We start from the raw sequence: 19,726 nt of genomic DNA, 5'->3' as shown, positions 1-19,726 counted from the left end.
CAATGTCACAAGACCCGTTTCTGGAACGAGAAGCAGAAAAATACGAATCCCCCATACCGAGTCGTGAATATATTCTGGCGCATATCGCCAAACGCGATACCCCGATTAACCGGGAAGAACTGGCTGCCGATCTTCAGTTAACCAGCGAAGAGCAACTCGAAGCGTTACGTCGCCGCCTGCGGGCGATGGAACGTGACGGTCAACTGATTTTTACCCGCCGTCAATGTTACGCGCTGCCGGAAAAACTGGATCTGCTGCGCGGCACGGTGATCGGCCATCGCGACGGTTTTGGCTTCCTGCGCGTGGAAGGGCGCAAAGACGATCTGTATTTGTCCGCCGAAGAAATGAAACGCGCCATTCATGGCGATGTGGTGCTGGCCCAGCCGTTGGGCGCAGACCGCAAAGGACGGCGCGAAGGCCGCATCGTGCGCGTGTTGGAGCCGCGTACCGGGCAGATTGTCGGGCGCTACTTTGTCGATGCCGGCGTCGGTTTCGTCGTTCCGGACGACAGCCGCTTAAGCTTTGATATCCTTATTCCGAAAGAAGAGATCAACGGCGCCAGGATGGGGTTTGTGGTGGTGGTGGAACTTACCCAGCGCGCCACGCGACGCACGAAAGCCGTCGGGAAAATCGTCGAGATCCTCGGCGATAACATGGGCACCAGTCTGGCGGTGGACATCGCTTTGCGCACCCACGACATCCCGCATACCTGGCCGCCAAAAGTCGAAGAGCAGGTCAAAGATCTGTCCGAAGAGGTGCCTGAAGAGGCGAAAAAAGGTCGGGTGGATTTGCGTAAGCTGCCGCTGGTGACCATTGACGGCGAAGACGCCCGCGATTTCGATGATGCCGTGTACTGTGAGAAAAAACGCGGCGGCGGCTGGCGACTGTGGGTGGCGATTGCCGACGTCAGCTATTATGTGCGTCCCAATACGCCGCTGGACAACGAAGCGCGCGCGCGCGGCACCTCGGTGTATTTCCCGTCGCAGGTGGTGCCGATGCTGCCGGAAGTGCTGTCGAACGGGCTATGTTCGCTTAACCCGCAGGTTGACCGCCTGTGTATGGTCTGCGAGATGACCGTGTCGGGGCTGGGAAAACTCACCTCGTACAAGTTTTATGAAGCGGTAATGCGTTCGCACGCCCGTCTGACCTACACCAAAGTGTGGAACATTCTGCTGGGCGATCAGGAACTGCGCGCACACTACCAGCCGTTGGTGGGCGGACTGGAAGAGCTGCACAAGATGTTTCGGGTGTTGGAACGGGCGCGTGATATTCGCGGGGGCATCGCGTTTGAAACCGAAGAAGCGAAATTCATTTTCAATGCCGAGCGACGGATTGAACGGGTCGAGGCGGTGGTGCGCAACGATGCGCATAAGCTGATTGAGGAGTGCATGATTCTGGCGAATATCGCGGCGGCGAGATTTGTCGAGAAAAATGAGGAGCCGGCGTTATTCCGCGTCCACGATCGGCCGAGTGAAGATCATGTCCTGGCTTTGCGCAGCGTGTTGGGCGAACTGGGACTGACGTTAAAAGGCGGAATGAAGCCGCAGCCGAAAGATTACGCCGATCTGATGCTGGAGATCGCCGGTCGTCCCGATCGTGAAATGCTGCAAACCATGCTGCTGCGTTCGATGAAGCAGGCGGTGTACGATCCGGAAAACCGCGGGCATTTCGGTCTGGCGTTGACCTCTTACGGTCACTTTACCTCGCCTATTCGCCGTTACCCTGACCTGTCGTTGCACCGCTCAATCAAGTATCTGCTCAGTTCCCGTAAAGAACGCTGGACGCCGACCGGCGGCTGGCACAGCGATATGAACGAGATGCTGCAACTGGGGATGCACTGTTCGATGACCGAGCGCCGTGCCGATGAGGCGACGCGGGATGTGGCCGACTGGCTGAAATGCGACTTTATGCAGGATCACGTCGGCGAGGTGTTCACGGGGATCATCGCCAGCGTGACCGGTTTTGGTTTCTTTGTGCGGCTGAACGATTTGTTTATCGACGGGCTGGTGCATGTCTCCACGCTGGATAACGACTACTATCGTTATGATAATATCGGGCAGCGTTTGATCGGCGAATCACGTGGTCAGGTTTATCGTCTGGGCGATGAAGTGGAAATCCGTGTTGAAGCCGTCCATATGGATGAGCGCAATATCGATTTTGCGCTGGTCTCCAGTACACGTAAGCCGCGTGGCGAAGGCAAGACCGCGCGCGATCGGGCCAAGAAGCCGGATAACCGCGAAGCCAGACCGAGTCGCCGCCGTAGCGCCAAGCCCGCGGCGAACTTCGAACCGGATGCCGCTTTCCGCAAAGAGGGCGATCGTAAGGCTAAGCCGGCTACGGCAAAAGCGAAGCCAAAAAAGAACGCCGAGAAAACGCGTAAGATTGCATCGGCAACCAAAGCCAAACGCGCGAAGAAGAAGTCCGCGGAGTAAGGCAACTATGAGGGCCGTTTATCGCGGCCCGGTATTTACCCTGTTTGAAGAGTATCAATGAGCGAAATTATTTACGGTATTCATGCTGTCAAAGCGTTACTGGAGCGGGATCCTCAGCGCTTTCTGGAAGTTTTCATCCTCAAAGGCCGCGACGATCGCCGCGTGCAGCCGCTGGTGGCTGAATTGGAAACGCAAGGGATTGTGGTTCAGGTGGCTAACCGGCAATGGCTGGACAGCCAGGTCGAGGGGGCGGTGCATCAGGGGATTGTCGCCAGAGTGAAAGAAGGGAGGCAGTACCAAGAAAACGATCTGCCGGCGTTGCTGGATAGCCTGGATAAACCTTTTCTGCTGGTGCTGGATGGCGTCACCGATCCGCATAATCTGGGCGCTTGCCTGCGTAGCGCCGATGCGGCGGGAGTCCATGCGGTGATTGTCCCGCGCGATCGTTCCGCGCAGCTTAATGCCACCGCGAAGAAAGTCGCCTGTGGCGCGGCTGAAAATGTCCCGTTGATCCGCGTGACCAATCTGGCCCGTACTCTGCGGGTGTTGCAGGATCACCGTATCTGGATCGTCGGCACGGCGGGAGAAGCGGACCATACGCTGTACCAAAGCACGCTGAACGGCCCGCTGGCGCTGGTGATGGGGGCGGAAGGCGAAGGTATGCGCCGTTTAACCCGCGAGCATTGCGATGAGTTGATCAGCATCCCGATGGCGGGCAGCGTCTCTTCATTGAACGTTTCCGTCGCCACCGGCGTATGCCTGTTTGAAGCGGTGCGTCAGCGCGGCTGACGGCCGGTCGTGGTCCGTCGCGCCACGTTATCGTTATTCAGAACAACGACAACCCGAAGGAAATTTACCGCATGACAATCGTTACCGCTTTACTTGCTTTTGCTTCTTACTTTTTCATTGGGTTTGTCATGGTGCTGGCATTCCTGTTTATTTATACCCGCGTTACGCCGCATGATGAGTGGACGCTGATTAAAGCCAATAATAGCGCTGCGGCGGTGGGCTTTGCCGGCGCGCTGATCGGCTATGTCATCCCGCTGGCCAGTGCGGCGGTCAATTCTGTCAGCCTGTTGGACTACATCACCTGGGGGATTGTGGCGCTGGTGATCCAACTGCTGATTTATGGCGCCGTGCGCCTGTACCTGCCGGGACTCAGTCAGCATATCCGCGATAATGAAGTGGCCTCGGGCGTGTTTCTCTGCGCTGCGTCATTGAGCGGCGGGATCCTGAATGCGGCATGTATGTCTTATTGAGGCGGTGCCGGTAGGGTATAACAGCGTGAGCGGGGGTGATAACATCATGGTTATTGCCCCCTGTGCTTTATAAGAGAAATATCAGCGATATAACACCGCGCGGGAGAACCAGGTGCCTGGAAGCGTTGTTTTTTCAGATTTCATCACAATGGTGTAGTAACGGGCGCCTTTTTCATCCGCCCGGCGCTGAATCGCCCGATCCGCATCATCCGGGCTACCGCGCACGGTGACGGATACCGTTCCGATTTTTTTCAGTGCGGCGGTTTGTGCGTAGTTAATCAATTGAGCCTGTTCTGTCGGCGGCGGCAACGGCGCGCCGGAAAGCGTGCCGCATGCGGTAACGAACAGCGAGAAAATCATCGCCGGTAAAGCTTTCAGCATTGCACGCCTCTCCGTGACCTCTATCAGTCCGCTGAGTGTAACGCGCTTTATCTGTCGGGGGTAGAAGGGCATTCCGTTAATGGCTGTATTCGCAGGCTTTGCACTACGCCACATTGCAATTTTTGCGCTAAAACCTTGCGAATTTGTGTTTAAAAAGAATGTATTTTTGATGCTATGGTGTTTTTGCTGTGGCAGATGTTCAAAACATGAGATGACGAGTAGAGAAACAGGACATGGTTGAAATTTCACTGGATACCGTTAATGGTATTGATGTTTTGCATGCCGCTCCGGGGGGAAAACACTCGGTTCCCTTGCCGACCATTTTTTTCTTTCACGGCTATCTGTCTTCAAAAGAGGTCTATTCCTATTTTGGCTATGCGCTGGCGGAGGCGGGCTTCAGGGTGATTTTGCCGGATGCCGCCATGCACGGCGCGCGTTTTGATGGCGATGAGGCCCGGCGGCTGCGTCATTTCTGGGATATTCTTCAGTCCAACGTTCATGAACTGCCCGGTTATGTGGATGCCTATCGGCAGCGCGGGTTGATTGCCAACGAACGCATTGGCGTGTGCGGCGCTTCTCTGGGCGGAATGAGCGCGCTGGGGTGTATGGCGCGTTACCCCTGGATCTCCGCCGTCGCGGCCTTTATGGGATCGGGGTATTTTTCAACGCTGTCGCGCGCGTTGTATCCACCGGCGACGGCTGGCGAGAAAGGGACAGAGGAAATATTACAGCAACTGTCGGCGACGCTTGCCGAGTATGATGTTTCCTCTCGTCTGGACGCCCTGGCCGATCGCCCTTTGCTGTTATGGCATGGCGACGCCGACGATGTGGTGCCGGCGCAGGAGAGCGCGCGTTTATATCAGGCGCTGAAAGCAGGCCGCCAGGATCGCAATCTGACTTATCTGACCGAGGCCGGCGTGACGCACCGTATCACGCCGGCGGCGTTACAGGCGGGAGTTGATTTTTTCCGGCGTCATCTGACCGAATAACCGGCGTGTATCACTTATTGAAAGATAAATCTGGCAGCAGACAACTGCCAGAAGACGTTAAAGGTTTCTTTTATTTTCTAAATAATATAAAAATAGACATACAAAAAAAGAGATATAGTTAACGCTTACGTTTGAATTTATAGGAATATCGAGAAGTGTAAAAAAAAGTGCGTTTTTTAAGTCATATCTGAAAGCGATTAGATGATACGAACCAAGTAAAATAAAATAAGTCTGCTTTTGTAAAATAGAGCAAAACAGATTATGGATATGGCTATGTATACATAGACAGGCCAATTATATGAGTGAATTATTATATTATTCATTTTTTTATTTTATATTCATCCTGTATGTAAATATTAGATAACCTTCCAAAAATATTTAAACATTTCTCTTGTGTTCCAGGTAATATAAATATATACCTACTCCCCAAAAAAACAAAGATAGATATCTAACCTCTGTACCATCATAAATGAAAATATCGAGGTAACTGAAGAGAAATGACTCTGTTATTCCATACTTAAAAGTAATTAAGTGAAAAGACGATAACAATACTAAAGCAACTCTGCTTCTGCGAAATAAGATAAAGCAAAGGATGGATATCAGTAGATATACATAAACAGGCCAGGTGGAAGATATGATGATGATACTATTCATTTTTGTATAATATGTAAATATCAGTGAGCGTAACAGAATCTACTGTGAATTCAGTGGGTAAAGATACTGGCCCCATAGTCTTCCAATTCCGAACAAAATCACTATTAATATATCTAAAAAGTCGGAAAGTATCTTCTCTTACAACATTTCTGAATAATCCATAAGCGGAGATCCCTAAATCAACGCTGACATAGGCTAAATCTGCATGGTTTCCGTTTTGGCCTATTGATTGAGCAATAGCGCGATAGGCGTCCCGCGTCCAGCCCGAGCGGTTTTCCCTAAACAACAGGTAATAGCCGTTTTCATACAGATTATTTAAGCCGTGAGAGACATTTAGCGAGCCAAAGCTGGCGCATAGATAACCCATTGAGGCGCCACAGACGGCAATACCGGCCATAACCTGTGTTCCCCCGCCGATAAAGCCAACCTGCTTTAATATGATATTAAAAGCTTGTGCTTTTTTCTCTTTTTCAAAAACATAATACTGCATCATCTTTTGCGTCGATAAACCAAATTTTTGTTTTTGCAGATTTTTTATTTCTTTATCGATAACGCTAATGGCTGCGTCTTCCGTCAGGCAAAAGTTAACCACCTCATAGTCTAATTGACTTGTCAGCGCGGCGATTTCCTTTAGAAACCCCCGGCGGGCCTCAAAGCCGTGGATGTATAGCAGCGCCAGCTCATTAGTCAGCCGGTTCAATTGCGCTATTTTCCTTTCCAGAGCGATGGCTGACATCTTATCGCCAAAAACAATAGGCGCTGGTGCCCGCTTTGCAGTGTTCCCACTCTATACAAGCGTATTTAAATGAGGCGCTTTCCTGCGGCGGCATTTCATTTTGCGTCATTGAATGCGGAGCCGATAGCTTTAATTCGACAATCCGGGCATCCCGCAGTTTTATCACAAAGTACTTCTCCATTCCGCCGGTTTCAGAAATCCGATAGAACGCGAATTCACATTGCAATACTTCATAGTTACTTAGCGCCATCGCTAGCAAGGGGGAGGATTTATCGATCGGTTTTCTTATTTCCAGAGGATGGAGCGAAACGTTGTCATGGTGTTCAAGGGCGCTGATTAAATCATAAATAAAAACTTCATCTTCATGGCCTTGCTGATATTTATTACCGATTGATGGCAGGCTACCGCAGCCGGAAGAAATCAGCCCCTGTTTATTGCCGTTAATTGAAGCGTAAATTAAATTCGCCATGTTAAAGTCCGTTTTAATGAGCGTTTCTAAAAATATCCTTATTCTGAAACCAGGATGTTATCTGCAAAAATATGGCTTGTAAAGAGTCGTTGAGCAGTAAAAATACATTATAAATTAATAATTAAATAGCTAATTAATATGTTTTTATTGGCGCTGGCGTTAAGCGTTACCGATTATTTTAATGAGAATAAATTATGTCTTTTAATTAAGCGAATAACTTATCTTTATTAATAATATTAGCGGGTTCGTCTACTACTGACTGACCCGCTTCGTTTACAACCGCGTTGCTAAGCCAAACGCCGTCTTGCTATTGCCGCGGCGGGGCACTATACTTACGCGTCATTTTTTCAGCCGCACACACATACACGTTCCTTGCTTCCATGGGCCGCGGTTGACCCTGACAGGAGGCTGAATAATCCGTAAGGAGCAATTCGATGCGTCATTACGAAATCGTTTTTATGGTTCATCCTGACCAAAGCGAACAGGTTCCGGGCATGATCGAGCGCTACACCGGTGCTATCACGGGTGCAGAAGGCACGATTCATCGTCTGGAAGACTGGGGCCGCCGTCAACTGGCTTACCCGATCAACAAACTGCACAAAGCGCATTACGTTCTGCTGAACGTTGAAGCGCCGCAGGAAGTGATCGATGAGCTGGAAACAAACTTCCGCTTCAACGACGCCGTTATCCGTAGCATGATTATGCGCGTTAAACACGCGGTAACCGAAGCATCTCCGATGGTTAAAGCGAAAGACGAACGCCGTGAGCGTCGTGAAGATTTCGCCGATGCCGGCGATGATGCGGATGCTGGGGATTCTGAAGAGTAATTGTCGTGGTGACGACCAATCGTCTGGTGTTGTCGGGCACGGTGTGCAAGACCCCCATTCGTAAAGTCAGTCCTTCGGGTATTCCTCACTGCCAGTTTGTGCTTGAGCACCGATCAACGCAGGAGGAAGCCGGATTTAGCCGGCAAGCATGGTGTCGTATGCCCGTGATTGTCAGTGGACCAACGTCACAAGCATTTACCCACAGTATAACGGTCGGCACGCAACTCACGGTGCACGGGTTTATTAGCTGCCATCAAGGGCGCAATGGCCTGAGTAAAGTGGTGTTACATGCCGAGCAGATTGAATTGATAGATTCTGGAGACTAGCCAAATGGCACGTTATTTCCGTCGTCGCAAGTTCTGCCGTTTCACCGCGGAAGGCGTTGTAGAGATCGACTATAAAGACATCGCTACGCTGAAAAACTACATCACTGAAAGCGGCAAGATTGTTCCGAGCCGTATCACCGGTACTCGTGCAAAATACCAGCGTCAGCTGGCTCGCGCTATCAAGCGTGCGCGTTACTTGTCTTTGTTGCCGTACACCGATCGTCATCAGTAATCGGCCGCTGTCTATTAACAAGACTTTGAGAGGATAAGGTAATGCAAGTTATTCTGCTTGATAAAGTAGCAAACCTGGGTAGCCTGGGCGATCAGGTAAACGTTAAAGCGGGTTATGCTCGTAACTTTCTGGTTCCGCAGGGCAAAGCCGTGCCGGCAACCAAGAAAAACGTTGAGTTCTTCGAAGCACGCCGTGCCGAACTGGAAGCCAAACTGGCTGAGGTTCTGGCCGCTGCTGAAGCTCGCGCCGCCAAGATCGCTGAACTGACCAGCGTCACCATCGCGTCTAAAGCAGGCGACGAAGGTAAATTGTTCGGTTCCATCGGTACTCGCGATATCGCTGATGCGGTAACGGCTGCGGGTGTCGAGATCGCGAAGAGCGAAGTTCGTTTACCGAACGGCGTTCTGCGTACTTTGGGTGAGCACGAAGTGAGCTTCCAGGTACACAGCGATGTGTTCGCTACGCTGAATGTCGTTGTCGTTGCTGAAGCGTAATTAACGCTAGTCGTTATTAACACTTTAGTTAACGCGTGAAACGCCGGCCTTGTGCCGGCGTTTTGCATTTCTGCGGCGGCTGAAACGAAACGATAAACATCAGCGGGTGCGGGTAAACGCCCCATCGGCGTTACGGGTGAATCTGACAACCTGATTATCCGTGGTTTCTATTTCCAGCACCGCCACTGCGCCTTGCGTATTCAACTGCAATTTGACTTCCTGACCCACTCGCAGATTGCTGAGCGGTTTATCATCGCCTTCCACCTGGGCCATGGCGAAAACGTCGCCGACCGGTAGATTGTTATCGCGAAACAGCTGCGCCAATGTCTGGCCGGAGGCAACTTCATAGTTGCGCCAGGGAATTTCCGTATTCTGCGGCTCAGGTTGAACTGGAGGCGCGGGCGGGATGGCGGGCGGTTGCTCTGCCGGCGGCCTGTTGTCAATAATTTCCGCCTGCATCGGCGCGGGTTGCTCACTGGCGACAGGCAGCGGTTGCGGGGATTGTACCGGGGGCGGACTGTAAGGCCACAGCAGCGTCAGCAGTAAGACGCCGATAGCCACCAGGATCCAGCGGCGATGGAAGAGAGGAAGCGGCTCCATCCAACGGTAACCGTCAGGCAGATGCCAGACTTTGTTGAACGCGGCTTTAATCCGCTGGCCGGATGATGATGGCAATGGACGATTCTCCCCCTCATCGCCGGATAGCGCTGGGGGCCGATGAACAAAACGCTGGCAGAGGCGTAATAACGCTTGATAACCCCAGGTAACTTTCCGCTTCCTGGGCGCAATTCTGCCCATGGTGACCTCTCTTGCGACGCTATAATAATAGAAATACGCTTTAGTATATCGGTAACAAACGGATCATGACCAGCTAACTCTTTGATGCTTAAGGTAACGGCAGTACAGAATTCTCTGATTTTATAGTATAGGTCAGCCAGCCCGGACTATGCCGCTTATCGAAAGATAAAAGTTCTTGATCCGCACTCAGGATTTTACCCTAATCTCTGGCGCTGTTATGCTGCGCTTTCGGTTTTTTACAGTTTAAAAGGAACATCCATGACAACCCCTTCTTTTGATAGCGTGGAAGCGCAGGCAAGTTACGGCATCGGTTTACAGGTCGGTCAACAATTACAGGAGTCTGGTCTTGAAGGTTTGATCCCTGAAGCGCTGGTTGCCGGTTTGCGCGATGCGCTGGAAGGCAATGCGCCGGCCGTACCTGTGGATGTGGTTCACCGGGCGTTGCGTGATGTTCACGAGCGTGCGGACGCCGTGCGCCGTGAGCGCCAGCAGACATTGGCCGTTGAAGGGCAGCAGTTCCTGGCTGAAAATGCTCAAAAAGAAGGTGTGAGCAGCACAGAGTCAGGTTTGCAGTTCCGAGTACTGACGCAAGGCGAAGGGGCGATTCCCGCCCGTCAGGATCGCGTGCGCGTTCATTACACCGGCCGGCTGATTGACGGCAGCGTGTTTGATAGTTCGGTGGCGCGCGGTCAACCCGCTGAGTTTCCGGTTAATGGCGTGATCCCCGGCTGGATTGAGGCTTTAACCCTGATGCCGGTCGGCTCCAAATGGGAGCTGTATATTCCGCACGATCTGGCTTACGGCGAACGGGGCGCCGGCGCGTCGATCCCGCCGTTCAGCGCCTTGATTTTTGAAGTTGAGCTGTTGGAAATTCTTTAAGCTTAATAAGATAAAAGCAAAGGCGCTGCTGAGCGCCTTTTTGTCATCAAGCAGAAAAAGAACCGCCACGATTAATGCACGCTGTTGCGTTGTTCAAGCGAGCGGGACACGGCCTGTAGCAATTCCGGCATGTCCATTTTAGGCAAAATGACCTCAACCAGCGACAGGCGGGGGGTTTTGTTTATATCATGCAGCGTCTGAGCCAGTTGCGCCGGCGATGTTGTTTGCCGGGAGAGGATGTTATCGTTGCCGCCCAGCGCGGCAGGCAGTAGCGTCCAGTTCCAGGCCGCGATGTCATTATAGCGTTGCTGCGGGCCGTGTACCGCTCGTTCGATGGTATACCCCTGATTATTGAGTACAAAGATCGCCATCTTAAGATCGTTGCGGATGATGGAGCCAAGTTCCTGCGCCGTGAGCTGGAGCGAACCGTCGCCGATCAGCAGCACGACTCGCCGTTCCGGGGCGGCCATTTGCGCGCCGAAAGCGGCGGGTAATGTATAGCCGATAGATCCCCACAATGTCTGCGTGATAAATTGGCAACCTTGCGGCAAAGTCAGCGCGGCGGCGCCGAAGCAGGCGGTTCCCTGTTCGGCGACGATAATATCGCCGGGACGAAGGAACCCCTGAATTTGTTGCCAGAACTCACGTTGTTCGAGTTTATCCTTGTTATCCGAAGCCGGGAGCGCCGGTGGCGTCATCGCCGGATGTCGCCAGCGAGATGAAAACGCCGAGGTTATCTTCATTAAGGCTTCTATCGCGGTCAGCATAGGGATATTGGAAAAGGTTTTATGTCCCACTCGGGCGACAGCCGGCTGAATATCAATACTTTTTTCCGTGGGGATCCGCTGGCTGAATCCGGCGGTAATGGTATCGGTAAAACGCACGCCGACACAGACGATCACATCCGCATCCTCAATCAGCGATCTTATTTTTTCACCGCTGGCGCGACCGGCATAGGTGCCGGTGAAGCAGGGATGCTGTTCGTTCAGGGTGCTTTTACCCATCAGTAAGGTTGAGTGTGGGAAAGTCATACCATCCAGCCAGCGTTGCAACGGTTTTGCGGCGCCGAAACGTTCCGCAAGAAAATCCGCCAGCAGCGAGAGTGAATTGGCCGTGCTGAGCATCTCTGTAGCCGCATTCGTGAAGGCTTGCAGAGATTCGTCGGAACATTCGGGTTCTGGCATCGGCAAGGGATACGGGCGATTTTCGGTTGGCGCGGAAGCCACATCCAGCGGGAGTAATAAGTAAACTGGTCGGTGTTGGCGGAGCGCTTCTCCAACCACCCGGTCGATTTCCGTGGTTGCGTTGGTGAGGGTAAGACTGGCGGATGCGGCGGTGACTTCCTGCGCCATGCGCAGAAAGTGGCCGAACTCGCCATCTCCCAATGTATGGTGTAGCAATTCACCTTTATGCTGCGATAGGAGATCGGGCGCGAAAGCGATATGAATAACCGGTACGTATTCCGCGTAACTGCCGGCAGTGCCATTAATCGCGCTGAGTTCGCCGACGCCAAAGGTGGTCAGCAGGGCCGCGGCGGGTTTGCATCGCGCATATCCGTCGGCGGCATAAGCTGCGTTCAGTTCGTTGGCGCATCCAACCCAGGTGATATGCTTATGGTTAAGAACGCGATCGAGAAATTGCAGATTGTAATCGCCCGGTACGCCGAAAAGATGGTTGATCCCGGCTTGAGCAAGACGATCCAGTAAATAATCACCTATCGTATAGCGGCTGAGCATTGTTTCCCCCGCGTGTAATGACATTCTCCACTTGCAAGTATTAGCGATATGTTAAAAAAAACTAATATTTTTCCTTTATGAAAATGGCAATAAAGCGTTACATCCGGCGAAAACTTACGGGTAAGCGGCATGTCTGATGATTATGTTTAATGAGTCGCCGGTACGCCTCGTCTGAGTTGCCTGGGCGTTACGTTGAATGAGGCGCTCGGCGAGCGCCTCGCAAGATCGCGGATTAGCGGTGGTCAATCAGCATTGGCCGGTAATGATGTACCTGGCGCATTGCCACCAGATCCTTGCGCCTGACCGCATTTGTCGGCGTCGGACTACCGGCTGGCGAAGCGGTATCGATGGTCAGCGTAGCAATGCCCGATTCCTGCCATAGCACCTGTTCGTGCCGGGGAAACGTGAAGGTTTCCGGCCCGAAGACCCCGCTGTATCCGCCATGCCGATGCGCGCTATCCACGCTGTTGGCAAAGGCCAGATACAGGTTGTTTTCACCGGCCCGGGTGCGGAACAAATGCCAATGCAGGGGATCGGCGCCTACCGGAATCGGGTAACTCTGGGGAACCCGGCTACCGGCGTGACCGCTGACGAAACCGTCGCTGAGCGCAGCGGAACAGGCCACGATGTCGCAGCCCAGCAACGCGAGAATACGGGCGGACTCGGGAAACAGCGCATCGTGTCCCAACAGCAGGCCTATCCGGCCTACCGCCGTATCAAATACCCGCCACTGTTCGCCGGGGATCGCCCATGCCTGATGGGCAAGTGGCAGATGCATCTGCCGGTAGTGGCCGATCATGCCTTCCGGCCCCAGCAACACCTGGGTGTTGTAGTATTTCTGTTCCTGCTGTTCAGCCATGCCGACGACCAGATAAACCCGTAGCGTCATCGCTAAGCGGATCAGCGACTGTAGCGCTGGCGCATCCAGCGTTTGGGCGTGCGTTTCCGGTGCGGCGTATCCTGTCAGCGCCATTTCAGGAAAAACCACCAGTTCGCTGTGTTGTTGGCTGACGGCCTCCCGCGCCAGCGCCACGATCCGGGCGAGGTTGTCCTCAAGGCGATCGGTGGGGGCAAACTGACAGACGGTAATACGGCTTGATTTCCCCGCCGGCAAGGGATGGTGGCCGTACAGGCCGAAGAAGTCGGCGGGATTCCACAGAAAGCTGTCGCTAAGCAGCGCATGATAATCCTGCGGTCGGCGCTGAGTGAAAACCGGTTCACCCAAAACCTGACGCTGGCGGCTTAGCCGGATATCAATCTCGCCATAGGCAATGCCGTCGCCGTTATCCACCACGTCAATCAGCGTGCCGTCCGGAGCAATAATGGCGCTGCCGCCGCTGAATTGCACACCGCGTTCCAGTCCCCAGCGGTTGCTTTCCAGCAGATAGCAGCCATTTTCCATGGCGCGGCTGATCCAGTAAGGGGCGGGCGTGCGTTCCGCCAGCCAATTGCTGATGTGACAGATGATATCCGCGCCGTCCAGCGCCAGCAGCCTGGCGGTTTCGGGGAAATGGATGTCCATGCAGATCAGCATGCCGATCTTGCCGAGCGGCGTCTCAAAAACCTGGTGCCCGACGTCCCCCGCCGCCGCCCACTTGGGTTCGGAAATATAGGGATGACTTTTGCGGTGGCGGCCAATCACCCCTTGCGGGCCGATCAGCAGCGCGCTGTTGTAATACAGTTGGGTTTGAGCATCCACCTCCGGCATACCCAGCACGATATAACATTGATAGCGCTGCGCCAGCTCGCTAAAACGCGCCGATGTTTCGCCGGGCACGGTTTCCACCTGGGCGGCAATTTCCTGGCGGTCATACCAGCAATAGCCGGTTGTCGCCATCTCTGGCGTGGTGATCAGTTTGGCCCCCTGACGGGCGGCTTGTTCCACCAGATCCAGCAGACGGGCGATGTTGGCTTGTTTGGCGAACATCACCGGCTCAAACTGGATGGCGGCAGCAAGAAAAGGAGGTGTTGACATGGCGAATCCTCACTAACGGTTAATGGCGCCGCGACGGTGAGCCGGATTGGCGTCGCAGCATAAAAATCAATGCGTAACGAATATCGATCGCTCGGCTTTTTTGTGGCGCGCCATCCCTGGCCGCCACCCGGATGGGCCGTCGCCAGGGGCGGCGTCAAAAACTTATCCCGGAAGTTTTTTGACCGGCGCGGTGAGGGAAAAAATATCATTGGCCTGAATGAGCACGCTGGACATCTCCTCTACCGTGATACGTTTATCCATCGCCTGATGACGCAGTATCTCGTAGGCCCGCTCCTCGCTGATGCCGTGTATGCGCATCAGGATTGCCTTGGCCTCGCTGACCTGCCTGAGTCCCAGCATCTTTTTTTCCAGTCGTTCAATGCGTTCCATCATGCGTTGACGCTGTTGCCGGTGGTGCAGCGCCATAACCATCGAAGAGAGCAAGCCGGAGGCGCGGATCGGGGTGGTAATCGTCGCGCCGGCCCCCATGCTCAGCGCCTGATCGATGAACGTCGGGTTTTCATAGGCGATGATCGAGATCAGCGCGTGCCGGGCGTGATCCAGCCACGGCACATCCGGTTCGGGTTGATCTGACTGGAGGGCAAAGAAAATGAGATCGGTGTCGGCGGGAAGCTGCTCCGGTATCGGCCAAAACGCCTTGACCTTGAATCCCATGCGACGGAGATGTCGGGTCAGCGTTTCACCATCTTCATCATCGGGATGCAGCACCACGCAACGGATCCCCCGGCTGAGGAGCAGGGCGGTGGTGCTGTCGCGGGAGTCATTACGGCGCATTGGGATACTCCACTTTTGTCAGTTTGGTCACCCAGTCTCCCTGAACCTGATTGGTCATATAGGGATCGGGCGCCACGATGCGACGGGATTCTCGTACGATGGTGAATTGCCCCGCGTCGTTGACCTGTCCGATACGGGGATAAAGCCCGGTATGCTGATTTAGCGGATCAATCCTGATTCGCCCCTGCGGCGAATCGAATTCGCTGCCCCGCAGAGCGGATGACAATCGCGGGATCGTGTCGCTGCCGCATTCCCTTACGGCGTTGGCGAACAGGTGCACCTGGCTGTAGGTTGCTTCCCAGTTCATATCGGTTGTCAGATTCGGGCCGAACATCTGGTGAAATTTGTCCAGCGCGGCAAGATTGGCCCGGGTTTGCAGGCTCTGGAAGTAGGGCGAGGACGTGAAATGCCCTACCGCCAGTTCGGCGCCCATCATGGCGATTTCGGTTTCCGAGGTATTCAGACTACCGATCGGCGTCCGCCCGGGATCAAGCCCGACCTCATGATAGGCGCGATAAAGGTAGGGAACGGTCTGGCCGATGACCGTGCTGAAGATAAAATCCGGTTGTTTTTTACGGATCTCTTCCAGTACCGGCAGAAAAGCCTCATAGGGCGCATTGAGGTCAAGATAGCGTTCACCGATAACGGCGCCGTCATCCCGTTGCAACAGTAATTCCTGCATGTTGCGGTTGCATTCGTAAGGAAAAACGTAACGGGAACCGATCATATAGACTCGGGCGCCGAAATGACTGGTGAGATAATCTTCCAACTGGACGCAGTTCTGGTTGGGGGCGGCGCCGCCGTAAAAGATGTTCTCGGAGAATTCAAACCCTTCGTATAGCTGGGAATAAAACAGCAGCCGCTGGTATTTTTCCACGATCGGGGACATGGCTTTGCGGCTGCTGGAAGTATAGCCGCCGAAGATCACATTGACATGGTGTTCGACGATCAACTGCTCCGTCAGCGTCCGAAAGCGCGCATTGTCGGAATGCGGATCAAGATGAATGGCCTGTAACGGGCGACCGTTGATACCGCCGCTCTGATTGATTTCTTCGATTGCCAGGGTTGCCCCGCGCAGTTGCGATTGCTCCTGCGCGGCGGTAACGCCGCTGGACGAGTAGAGTAAACCGATTTTTATTGGTGTGGCCGACCCCATATTGACTCGCTTAATGTTGATAACGGGACTTATCCCGGCGCGTATTCGCCGGAATACCGGAAGTAATTAATGCGCCAGCAGCGTTTTGTTCAGCATCGCGCCTACGGTGTATTTCGGGTCCACCATATTACCCAGCCTGACTTTTCCGCACTGGCTGAGCAGCATATAGGCGTCCCACTGCTCGAAGCCAAAATCTTCAACCAGCCAGTAGATGAGATCCCGATAGGCGATGCGGGTGGCGTCTTCCAAGGGTCTGGCGCTGCCAATACTCATGATGGCGGTGTCGTTTTCCATACGCGGCCAGCTGATCTGCCAGTTCTTGATCAAATCCACCTTGATGGTGGTGACTGACGGATATTCCACCGCGGTTCCGCAGATTTCACCGTCCCCCTGACAGGCATGGGCATCGCCGATGAACAGCCGTCCTCCCGGCGAGCGTACCGGCAGGTAGGTGATGCTGCCGGGGCCGATATCCGGCACATCCATATTGCCGCCGTGATTATCCGGCGTCAGGGAGTTGATGGAGTCGATTTCCGGCGACACGCTCAGGGTGCCGATATGGGGTTTGTAAGGCAGCGTGTGACGCTTGCTCCAGTAGACTTTTTCATTGTCCAGTTTGATCCGGCGGACCTTTTCCGGTAACGGATCGTTGAGCATCGCCGTCAGATCGGTTCCGGTCAGTCCGCCAAAATGCGGGATCATGGCGCAAATGCCGTGCGGATCCTCGCCTCTGGGCTGCATGGATTCGATGTACACGGCCAGCACGTCGCCTTTTTCCGCGCCATTGACCATAATCGGGCCGTTTTGCGGGTTGAGAAACGGCATTTTCAGCAGTTGGCTGGGGATGTCCTGTTCGGACTGAATGGCGCCTTCAAAGGCGTCACGGGTATCGACAATCACCCGATCGCCCGGCTCTATGGTCAACACGGGGGTGGAGTAGGGGCCGATGGTGTAGTGAAATTCCTGCTGCCTCTCTTCGGTCAGATGATGCGTAACCGGTTGACGCTGCGCGCCCACACCGCGTTTGGTCATGATGGAGTCGTCCAGCCATTTTTTCATTGTCTATTCCTCCGCGAAAAATGAGAGCGGCGCCACCAGTGCGGCACCGGTAAAGGTCACAGCGCCAGATAGCGGCGCATCAAGAGATCATCGGATAACTGCTTCTGGTTCAGGGTGTCGATCACCCGCCCTTTATCCATCACGCAGCAACGTTGGGCGGCACGCTGGATCATGGCGATATCCTGCTCGACCAGGATCACCGCGACCCGTAGCTCGCGGGCAATGCGCACCAGCGTATCGGCAATAATATTGACGATGGAGGGCTGTACGCCTTCCGACGGTTCGTCCAGCAGCAGCACTTTCGGCGAGCCGACCAGCGCTCTGGCGATGGCCAACTGTTGCTGTTCGCCGCCGCTCATGGTGCCCGCTTTTTGCTTTAGCCGTTGGCGCAGGATGGGGAAGTAGTCCAGTACCCTTTCCAGCAGATCGCTGGCGAATTCCCGGTGCTCGCGCACGAACTGCATGCCGACCTGCAAGTTCTCCGCCACGGTCAGGCCGGAGAACACTTCACGCCCCTGCGGAACATAGCCGATGCCCAACCGGGCGCGGCGTTGCGGCGTGGCATGGGTGATCTCCGTCTCGCCCAGCAGGATATGGCCTTGATTAACGGGAACCATGCCAATCAGCGAACGCATCAGCGTGGTTTTTCCCACGCCGTTGCGGCCGATCACGCCCAGCACTTCGGCGCTGTATAGCTGAAGCGTGGCGCCGTTCAGCACTAGCCCGCCGCCGTAGCCGCCGGTAATGTCATTCACCTGCATTAATACGTCATTACTCATCCGGCTTTCCCCAAATAGATATCCGTTACGTCATCCCGGGCCAGTACCGCGTCGGCCGCGCCGTCGGCAAAGACCTGTCCCCCGTGTAGTACCGTCACTCTGGATGCAATCTGCCGAACAAAGGTCATATCGTGTTCCACCACCATCAGCGTCAGGCCGTCCTGGCGCATCTGTTTAATCAATTCGCCGGTCAGATAGGTTTCTTCCACCGACAATCCGGCGACGGGTTCATCCAGCATCAGCAACTCGGGTTGCAGCGAAACGGCCATGGCGATTTCAAGCCACTGTTTTTTCCCATGCGACAGGTTGCCGGCCCGTTGGCGATACTCGTCGGTCAGATTGAAACGGTGCAGCAATTCATCCATGCTCGCCGGCTGGTGGCGCGCTTCCGGCCGCAGGTGACGCAGGGACAATCGCAGATGCTGCTCTACGCTCAGATCGGGAAAGATGCCCGGGATCTGAAACTTGATGCTCATGCCCATGCGAATACGCTGAAACGGCGGCAGGGCGTTAAGACGCTGGCCGAAAAAGCGGATTTCTCCGCTGCTCGGCGCGTGCTCGCCGGTCAGCAGTTTGAAAAAGGTGCTTTTGCCTGCCCCGTTGGGGCCGATGACGCAGCGGATTTCTCCCCGACGGATCTGCATATCAACCTGATTGATGACCTGCGCGCCGCCGAAGCGCTTACCCAGCCCCTGAGTTTCCAGAATGATGTCCTGTGTCATCAGGAGCCCTCCGTGTTGCGTTCGGACGGAATGATCCGGCGTATTCTGTCGCCCAGCCAGGGCAGGATGCCGTTGGGAGCGGCCAGAACGACAAACAGCAGAATGGCGCCCAGCAGGATCATGGCGTACTCGCTGCCGTAAACGGCCAGCCATTGGGATAGCCAGACCAGCAGGGCGGTGATGACGATAGTGCCGAAGATATTTTTACGTCCGGCGGTGGCGACCCAGATAACCGGCATGGCGGCGGCGGTCAGCCCCATGGAAGACGGGGTGATATAAGATCCCCACAGGGTATACAGCACGCCGGACAGCCCCGACAACATGCCGCCCAGCACGAAAATCAGTAGCTGATAGCGGCGGATATCAATGCCCAGCATCTCTGCCCGGCGGGGATTTTCGCGGATAGAGGCCAGCGTCAGGCCGAAGCCGGAGCGTAATAACCGCCGTACGCCCCAGTAGGCTAGCGCCAGCAGCACGATAATCAGGTAATAAAACGCATTGCCTTCCAGAATCAGCCGTTCGCCGTCAAAGCCCGGCAACGAAAGCGGCGGCATGCCGGACATACCGTTAAATCCGTTCAGCCGGGCGCTGCCGATAGTCCACTGCGGGCCGGCGGTCTGTGACATAAAGGTTTCCAGCACCAGCGTAAAAGAGAGGGTGACAATGCCGATGAAAATGCCGGTCACGCCGCCATAAAACATCATGTAACCGAGCGCGGCGGCGACGGCTGCCGCCAGCAGCAGCGCCAGTAGAAATCCCGACCAGGTGGACAGCACGCCATCGCCGAAATTCAGCGTGAATACGCCGTAGGCATAACCCGCCAGGCCGAAAAAGGCCGTCTGACCGAAGGACAGGATCCCGCCGTGGCCCCACATGGCGGCCAACCCGATGGCGCAGAACGTCCACAGCAGGAAGTAAGCGAAATCGCCGATCGTGCCGCTGTCGACGCCCAGCGGCAATAACAGGGCCAACAGCAGGACAAGCCCCGCCGTCCAGGGGACGATTTGACGCTTCCTGGACGGGGCAAT

The 19,726-nt window shown here is 54.6% G+C and carries 21 protein-coding genes; 9 read left to right on the top strand and 12 right to left on the bottom strand.

The features are described from left to right. The first annotated feature begins 2 nt into the window (after nt 1–2). The 3 genes from rnr (at nt 3) to JG725_RS17860 (ending at nt 3,691) form a co-directional block, all read left to right on the top strand. A complete protein-coding gene (rnr, locus tag JG725_RS17870) occupies nt 3–2,432 on the top strand; it encodes a ribonuclease R (protein WP_172291164.1) in 2,430 nt (809 codons plus the stop codon). Nucleotides 2,433–2,489: 57 nt separating this feature from the next. Beyond that, nucleotides 2,490–3,221 carry a 23S rRNA (guanosine(2251)-2'-O)-methyltransferase RlmB gene (gene rlmB, locus JG725_RS17865; RefSeq protein ID WP_172291165.1) on the top strand — a complete coding sequence of 244 codons (732 nt, stop codon included), beginning with the start codon at nt 2,490–2,492 and terminating at the stop codon, nt 3,219–3,221. 71 nt (nt 3,222–3,292) lie between these two features. Further along, entirely contained in the window at nt 3,293–3,691 is a 399-nt protein-coding gene (locus tag JG725_RS17860; protein ID WP_172291166.1) for a DUF350 domain-containing protein, read from the top strand. An 81-nt stretch (nt 3,692–3,772) separates the two neighbouring features. On the opposite strand, the gene bsmA is transcribed toward JG725_RS17860, so the two are convergent. Beyond that, nucleotides 3,773–4,072: a biofilm peroxide resistance protein BsmA gene (gene bsmA / locus JG725_RS17855; RefSeq protein ID WP_199379206.1), complete on the bottom strand. Its 300-nt coding sequence runs from the start codon at nt 4,070–4,072 to the stop codon at nt 3,773–3,775. A 233-nt stretch (nt 4,073–4,305) separates the two neighbouring features. Here bsmA and yjfP point away from each other — a divergent pair, with 233 nt between their 5' ends. Next, entirely contained in the window at nt 4,306–5,061 is a 756-nt protein-coding gene (gene yjfP / locus JG725_RS17850; protein ID WP_199379204.1) for an esterase, read from the top strand. Between the two features lie 646 nt (nt 5,062–5,707). Here the strand turns inward: yjfP and JG725_RS17845 are convergent. Beyond that, complete coding sequence (locus tag JG725_RS17845; RefSeq protein ID WP_199379202.1) at nt 5,708–6,451, bottom strand: DUF4225 domain-containing protein; 744 nt, start codon at nt 6,449–6,451, stop codon at nt 5,708–5,710. Nucleotide 6,452: 1 nt separating this feature from the next. Continuing rightward, on the bottom strand, nt 6,453–6,920 hold the full coding sequence (locus JG725_RS17840; RefSeq protein WP_199379200.1) for an Hcp family type VI secretion system effector: 468 nt from the start codon (nt 6,918–6,920) through the stop codon (nt 6,453–6,455). Between the two features lie 434 nt (nt 6,921–7,354). Between JG725_RS17840 and rpsF the strand changes: the two genes are divergently transcribed. From rpsF to rplI, 4 genes are read left to right on the top strand one after another with little or no spacing between them, the layout of a single operon-like run. Next, complete coding sequence (gene rpsF / locus JG725_RS17835; protein WP_172291171.1) at nt 7,355–7,747, top strand: 30S ribosomal protein S6; 393 nt, start codon at nt 7,355–7,357, stop codon at nt 7,745–7,747. 5 nt (nt 7,748–7,752) lie between these two features. Beyond that, the gene (gene priB / locus JG725_RS17830; protein WP_199379198.1) at nt 7,753–8,073 is read left to right on the top strand and encodes a primosomal replication protein N; all 321 of its coding nucleotides are present in this window, start codon (nt 7,753–7,755) and stop codon (nt 8,071–8,073) included. A gap of 4 nt (nt 8,074–8,077) precedes the next feature. Beyond that, complete coding sequence (gene rpsR, locus JG725_RS17825) at nt 8,078–8,305, top strand: 30S ribosomal protein S18 (RefSeq protein WP_005974788.1); 228 nt, start codon at nt 8,078–8,080, stop codon at nt 8,303–8,305. 41 nt (nt 8,306–8,346) lie between these two features. Beyond that, nucleotides 8,347–8,799 (top strand): 50S ribosomal protein L9, encoded by a 453-nt coding sequence (gene rplI, locus JG725_RS17820; RefSeq protein ID WP_172291173.1) that lies wholly within the window; start codon nt 8,347–8,349, stop codon nt 8,797–8,799. A 99-nt stretch (nt 8,800–8,898) separates the two neighbouring features. Here rplI and JG725_RS17815 read toward each other — a convergent pair whose 3' ends face one another. Continuing rightward, complete coding sequence (locus JG725_RS17815; protein ID WP_172291174.1) at nt 8,899–9,597, bottom strand: LysM-like peptidoglycan-binding domain-containing protein; 699 nt, start codon at nt 9,595–9,597, stop codon at nt 8,899–8,901. A gap of 258 nt (nt 9,598–9,855) precedes the next feature. On the opposite strand from JG725_RS17815, the gene fklB reads away from it, so the two are divergent. Next, entirely contained in the window at nt 9,856–10,476 is a 621-nt protein-coding gene (gene fklB, locus JG725_RS17810; protein WP_172291175.1) for an FKBP-type peptidyl-prolyl cis-trans isomerase, read from the top strand. Between the two features lie 71 nt (nt 10,477–10,547). On the opposite strand, the gene JG725_RS17805 is transcribed toward fklB, so the two are convergent. The 8 genes from JG725_RS17805 to JG725_RS17770 form a co-directional block, all read right to left on the bottom strand. Beyond that, nucleotides 10,548–12,212: an alpha-keto acid decarboxylase family protein gene (locus JG725_RS17805; protein WP_199379196.1), complete on the bottom strand. Its 1,665-nt coding sequence runs from the start codon at nt 12,210–12,212 to the stop codon at nt 10,548–10,550. Nucleotides 12,213–12,444: 232 nt separating this feature from the next. Next, complete coding sequence (locus JG725_RS17800) at nt 12,445–14,187, bottom strand: nitrilase-related carbon-nitrogen hydrolase (protein ID WP_172291177.1); 1,743 nt, start codon at nt 14,185–14,187, stop codon at nt 12,445–12,447. Between the two features lie 162 nt (nt 14,188–14,349). After that, on the bottom strand, nt 14,350–14,982 hold the full coding sequence (locus tag JG725_RS17795) for an ANTAR domain-containing response regulator (RefSeq protein ID WP_172291178.1): 633 nt from the start codon (nt 14,980–14,982) through the stop codon (nt 14,350–14,352). Continuing rightward, the gene (locus JG725_RS17790) at nt 14,972–16,138 is read right to left on the bottom strand and encodes a transporter substrate-binding domain-containing protein (RefSeq protein WP_199379194.1); all 1,167 of its coding nucleotides are present in this window, start codon (nt 16,136–16,138) and stop codon (nt 14,972–14,974) included. The genes JG725_RS17795 and JG725_RS17790 overlap by 11 nt, the downstream gene beginning before the upstream one ends. 66 nt (nt 16,139–16,204) lie before the next feature. Further along, nucleotides 16,205–17,197, bottom strand: coding sequence for an acetamidase/formamidase family protein (locus JG725_RS17785; protein ID WP_172291180.1), 993 nt, complete (start codon nt 17,195–17,197; stop codon nt 16,205–16,207). A gap of 56 nt (nt 17,198–17,253) precedes the next feature. Beyond that, entirely contained in the window at nt 17,254–17,976 is a 723-nt protein-coding gene (locus tag JG725_RS17780) for an ABC transporter ATP-binding protein (RefSeq protein WP_172291181.1), read from the bottom strand. Beyond that, nucleotides 17,973–18,698: an ABC transporter ATP-binding protein gene (locus tag JG725_RS17775; RefSeq protein ID WP_172291182.1), complete on the bottom strand. Its 726-nt coding sequence runs from the start codon at nt 18,696–18,698 to the stop codon at nt 17,973–17,975. Before JG725_RS17775 ends, JG725_RS17780 begins: the two co-directional genes overlap by 4 nt. After that, nucleotides 18,698–19,726, bottom strand: a complete 1,029-nt coding sequence (locus tag JG725_RS17770; protein ID WP_370541772.1) for a branched-chain amino acid ABC transporter permease — start codon at nt 19,724–19,726, stop codon at nt 18,698–18,700. The genes JG725_RS17775 and JG725_RS17770 overlap by 1 nt, the downstream gene beginning before the upstream one ends.

Origin of the sequence: Brenneria sp. L3-3C-1 (assembly GCF_016456245.1) — a bacterium.
GTDB lineage: Bacteria > Pseudomonadota > Gammaproteobacteria > Enterobacterales > Enterobacteriaceae > Brenneria.
Note: the sequence above shows the minus strand (reverse complement) of the source record. Positions and strands in the feature narration are given on the sequence as shown.

Excerpts from the sequence above, each read along its gene's own strand:
- rnr (WP_172291164.1), top strand. The coding sequence starts at position 3 with ATGTCACAAGACCCGTTTCTGGAACGAGAAGCAGAAAAATACGAATCC.
- rlmB (WP_172291165.1), top strand. The coding sequence starts at position 2,490 with ATGAGCGAAATTATTTACGGTATTCATGCTGTCAAAGCGTTACTGGAG.
- JG725_RS17860 (WP_172291166.1), top strand. The coding sequence starts at position 3,293 with ATGACAATCGTTACCGCTTTACTTGCTTTTGCTTCTTACTTTTTCATT.
- bsmA (WP_199379206.1), bottom strand. The coding sequence starts at position 4,072 with ATGCTGAAAGCTTTACCGGCGATGATTTTCTCGCTGTTCGTTACCGCA.
- yjfP (WP_199379204.1), top strand. The coding sequence starts at position 4,306 with ATGGTTGAAATTTCACTGGATACCGTTAATGGTATTGATGTTTTGCAT.
- JG725_RS17845 (WP_199379202.1), bottom strand. The coding sequence starts at position 6,451 with ATGTCAGCCATCGCTCTGGAAAGGAAAATAGCGCAATTGAACCGGCTG.
- JG725_RS17840 (WP_199379200.1), bottom strand. The coding sequence starts at position 6,920 with ATGGCGAATTTAATTTACGCTTCAATTAACGGCAATAAACAGGGGCTG.
- rpsF (WP_172291171.1), top strand. The coding sequence starts at position 7,355 with ATGCGTCATTACGAAATCGTTTTTATGGTTCATCCTGACCAAAGCGAA.
- rpsR (WP_005974788.1), top strand. The coding sequence starts at position 8,078 with ATGGCACGTTATTTCCGTCGTCGCAAGTTCTGCCGTTTCACCGCGGAA.
- rplI (WP_172291173.1), top strand. The coding sequence starts at position 8,347 with ATGCAAGTTATTCTGCTTGATAAAGTAGCAAACCTGGGTAGCCTGGGC.
- JG725_RS17815 (WP_172291174.1), bottom strand. The coding sequence starts at position 9,597 with ATGGGCAGAATTGCGCCCAGGAAGCGGAAAGTTACCTGGGGTTATCAA.
- fklB (WP_172291175.1), top strand. The coding sequence starts at position 9,856 with ATGACAACCCCTTCTTTTGATAGCGTGGAAGCGCAGGCAAGTTACGGC.
- JG725_RS17805 (WP_199379196.1), bottom strand. The coding sequence starts at position 12,212 with ATGCTCAGCCGCTATACGATAGGTGATTATTTACTGGATCGTCTTGCT.
- JG725_RS17800 (WP_172291177.1), bottom strand. The coding sequence starts at position 14,187 with ATGTCAACACCTCCTTTTCTTGCTGCCGCCATCCAGTTTGAGCCGGTG.
- JG725_RS17795 (WP_172291178.1), bottom strand. The coding sequence starts at position 14,982 with ATGCGCCGTAATGACTCCCGCGACAGCACCACCGCCCTGCTCCTCAGC.
- JG725_RS17790 (WP_199379194.1), bottom strand. The coding sequence starts at position 16,138 with ATGGGGTCGGCCACACCAATAAAAATCGGTTTACTCTACTCGTCCAGC.
- JG725_RS17785 (WP_172291180.1), bottom strand. The coding sequence starts at position 17,197 with ATGAAAAAATGGCTGGACGACTCCATCATGACCAAACGCGGTGTGGGC.
- JG725_RS17780 (WP_172291181.1), bottom strand. The coding sequence starts at position 17,976 with ATGAGTAATGACGTATTAATGCAGGTGAATGACATTACCGGCGGCTAC.
- JG725_RS17775 (WP_172291182.1), bottom strand. The coding sequence starts at position 18,698 with ATGACACAGGACATCATTCTGGAAACTCAGGGGCTGGGTAAGCGCTTC.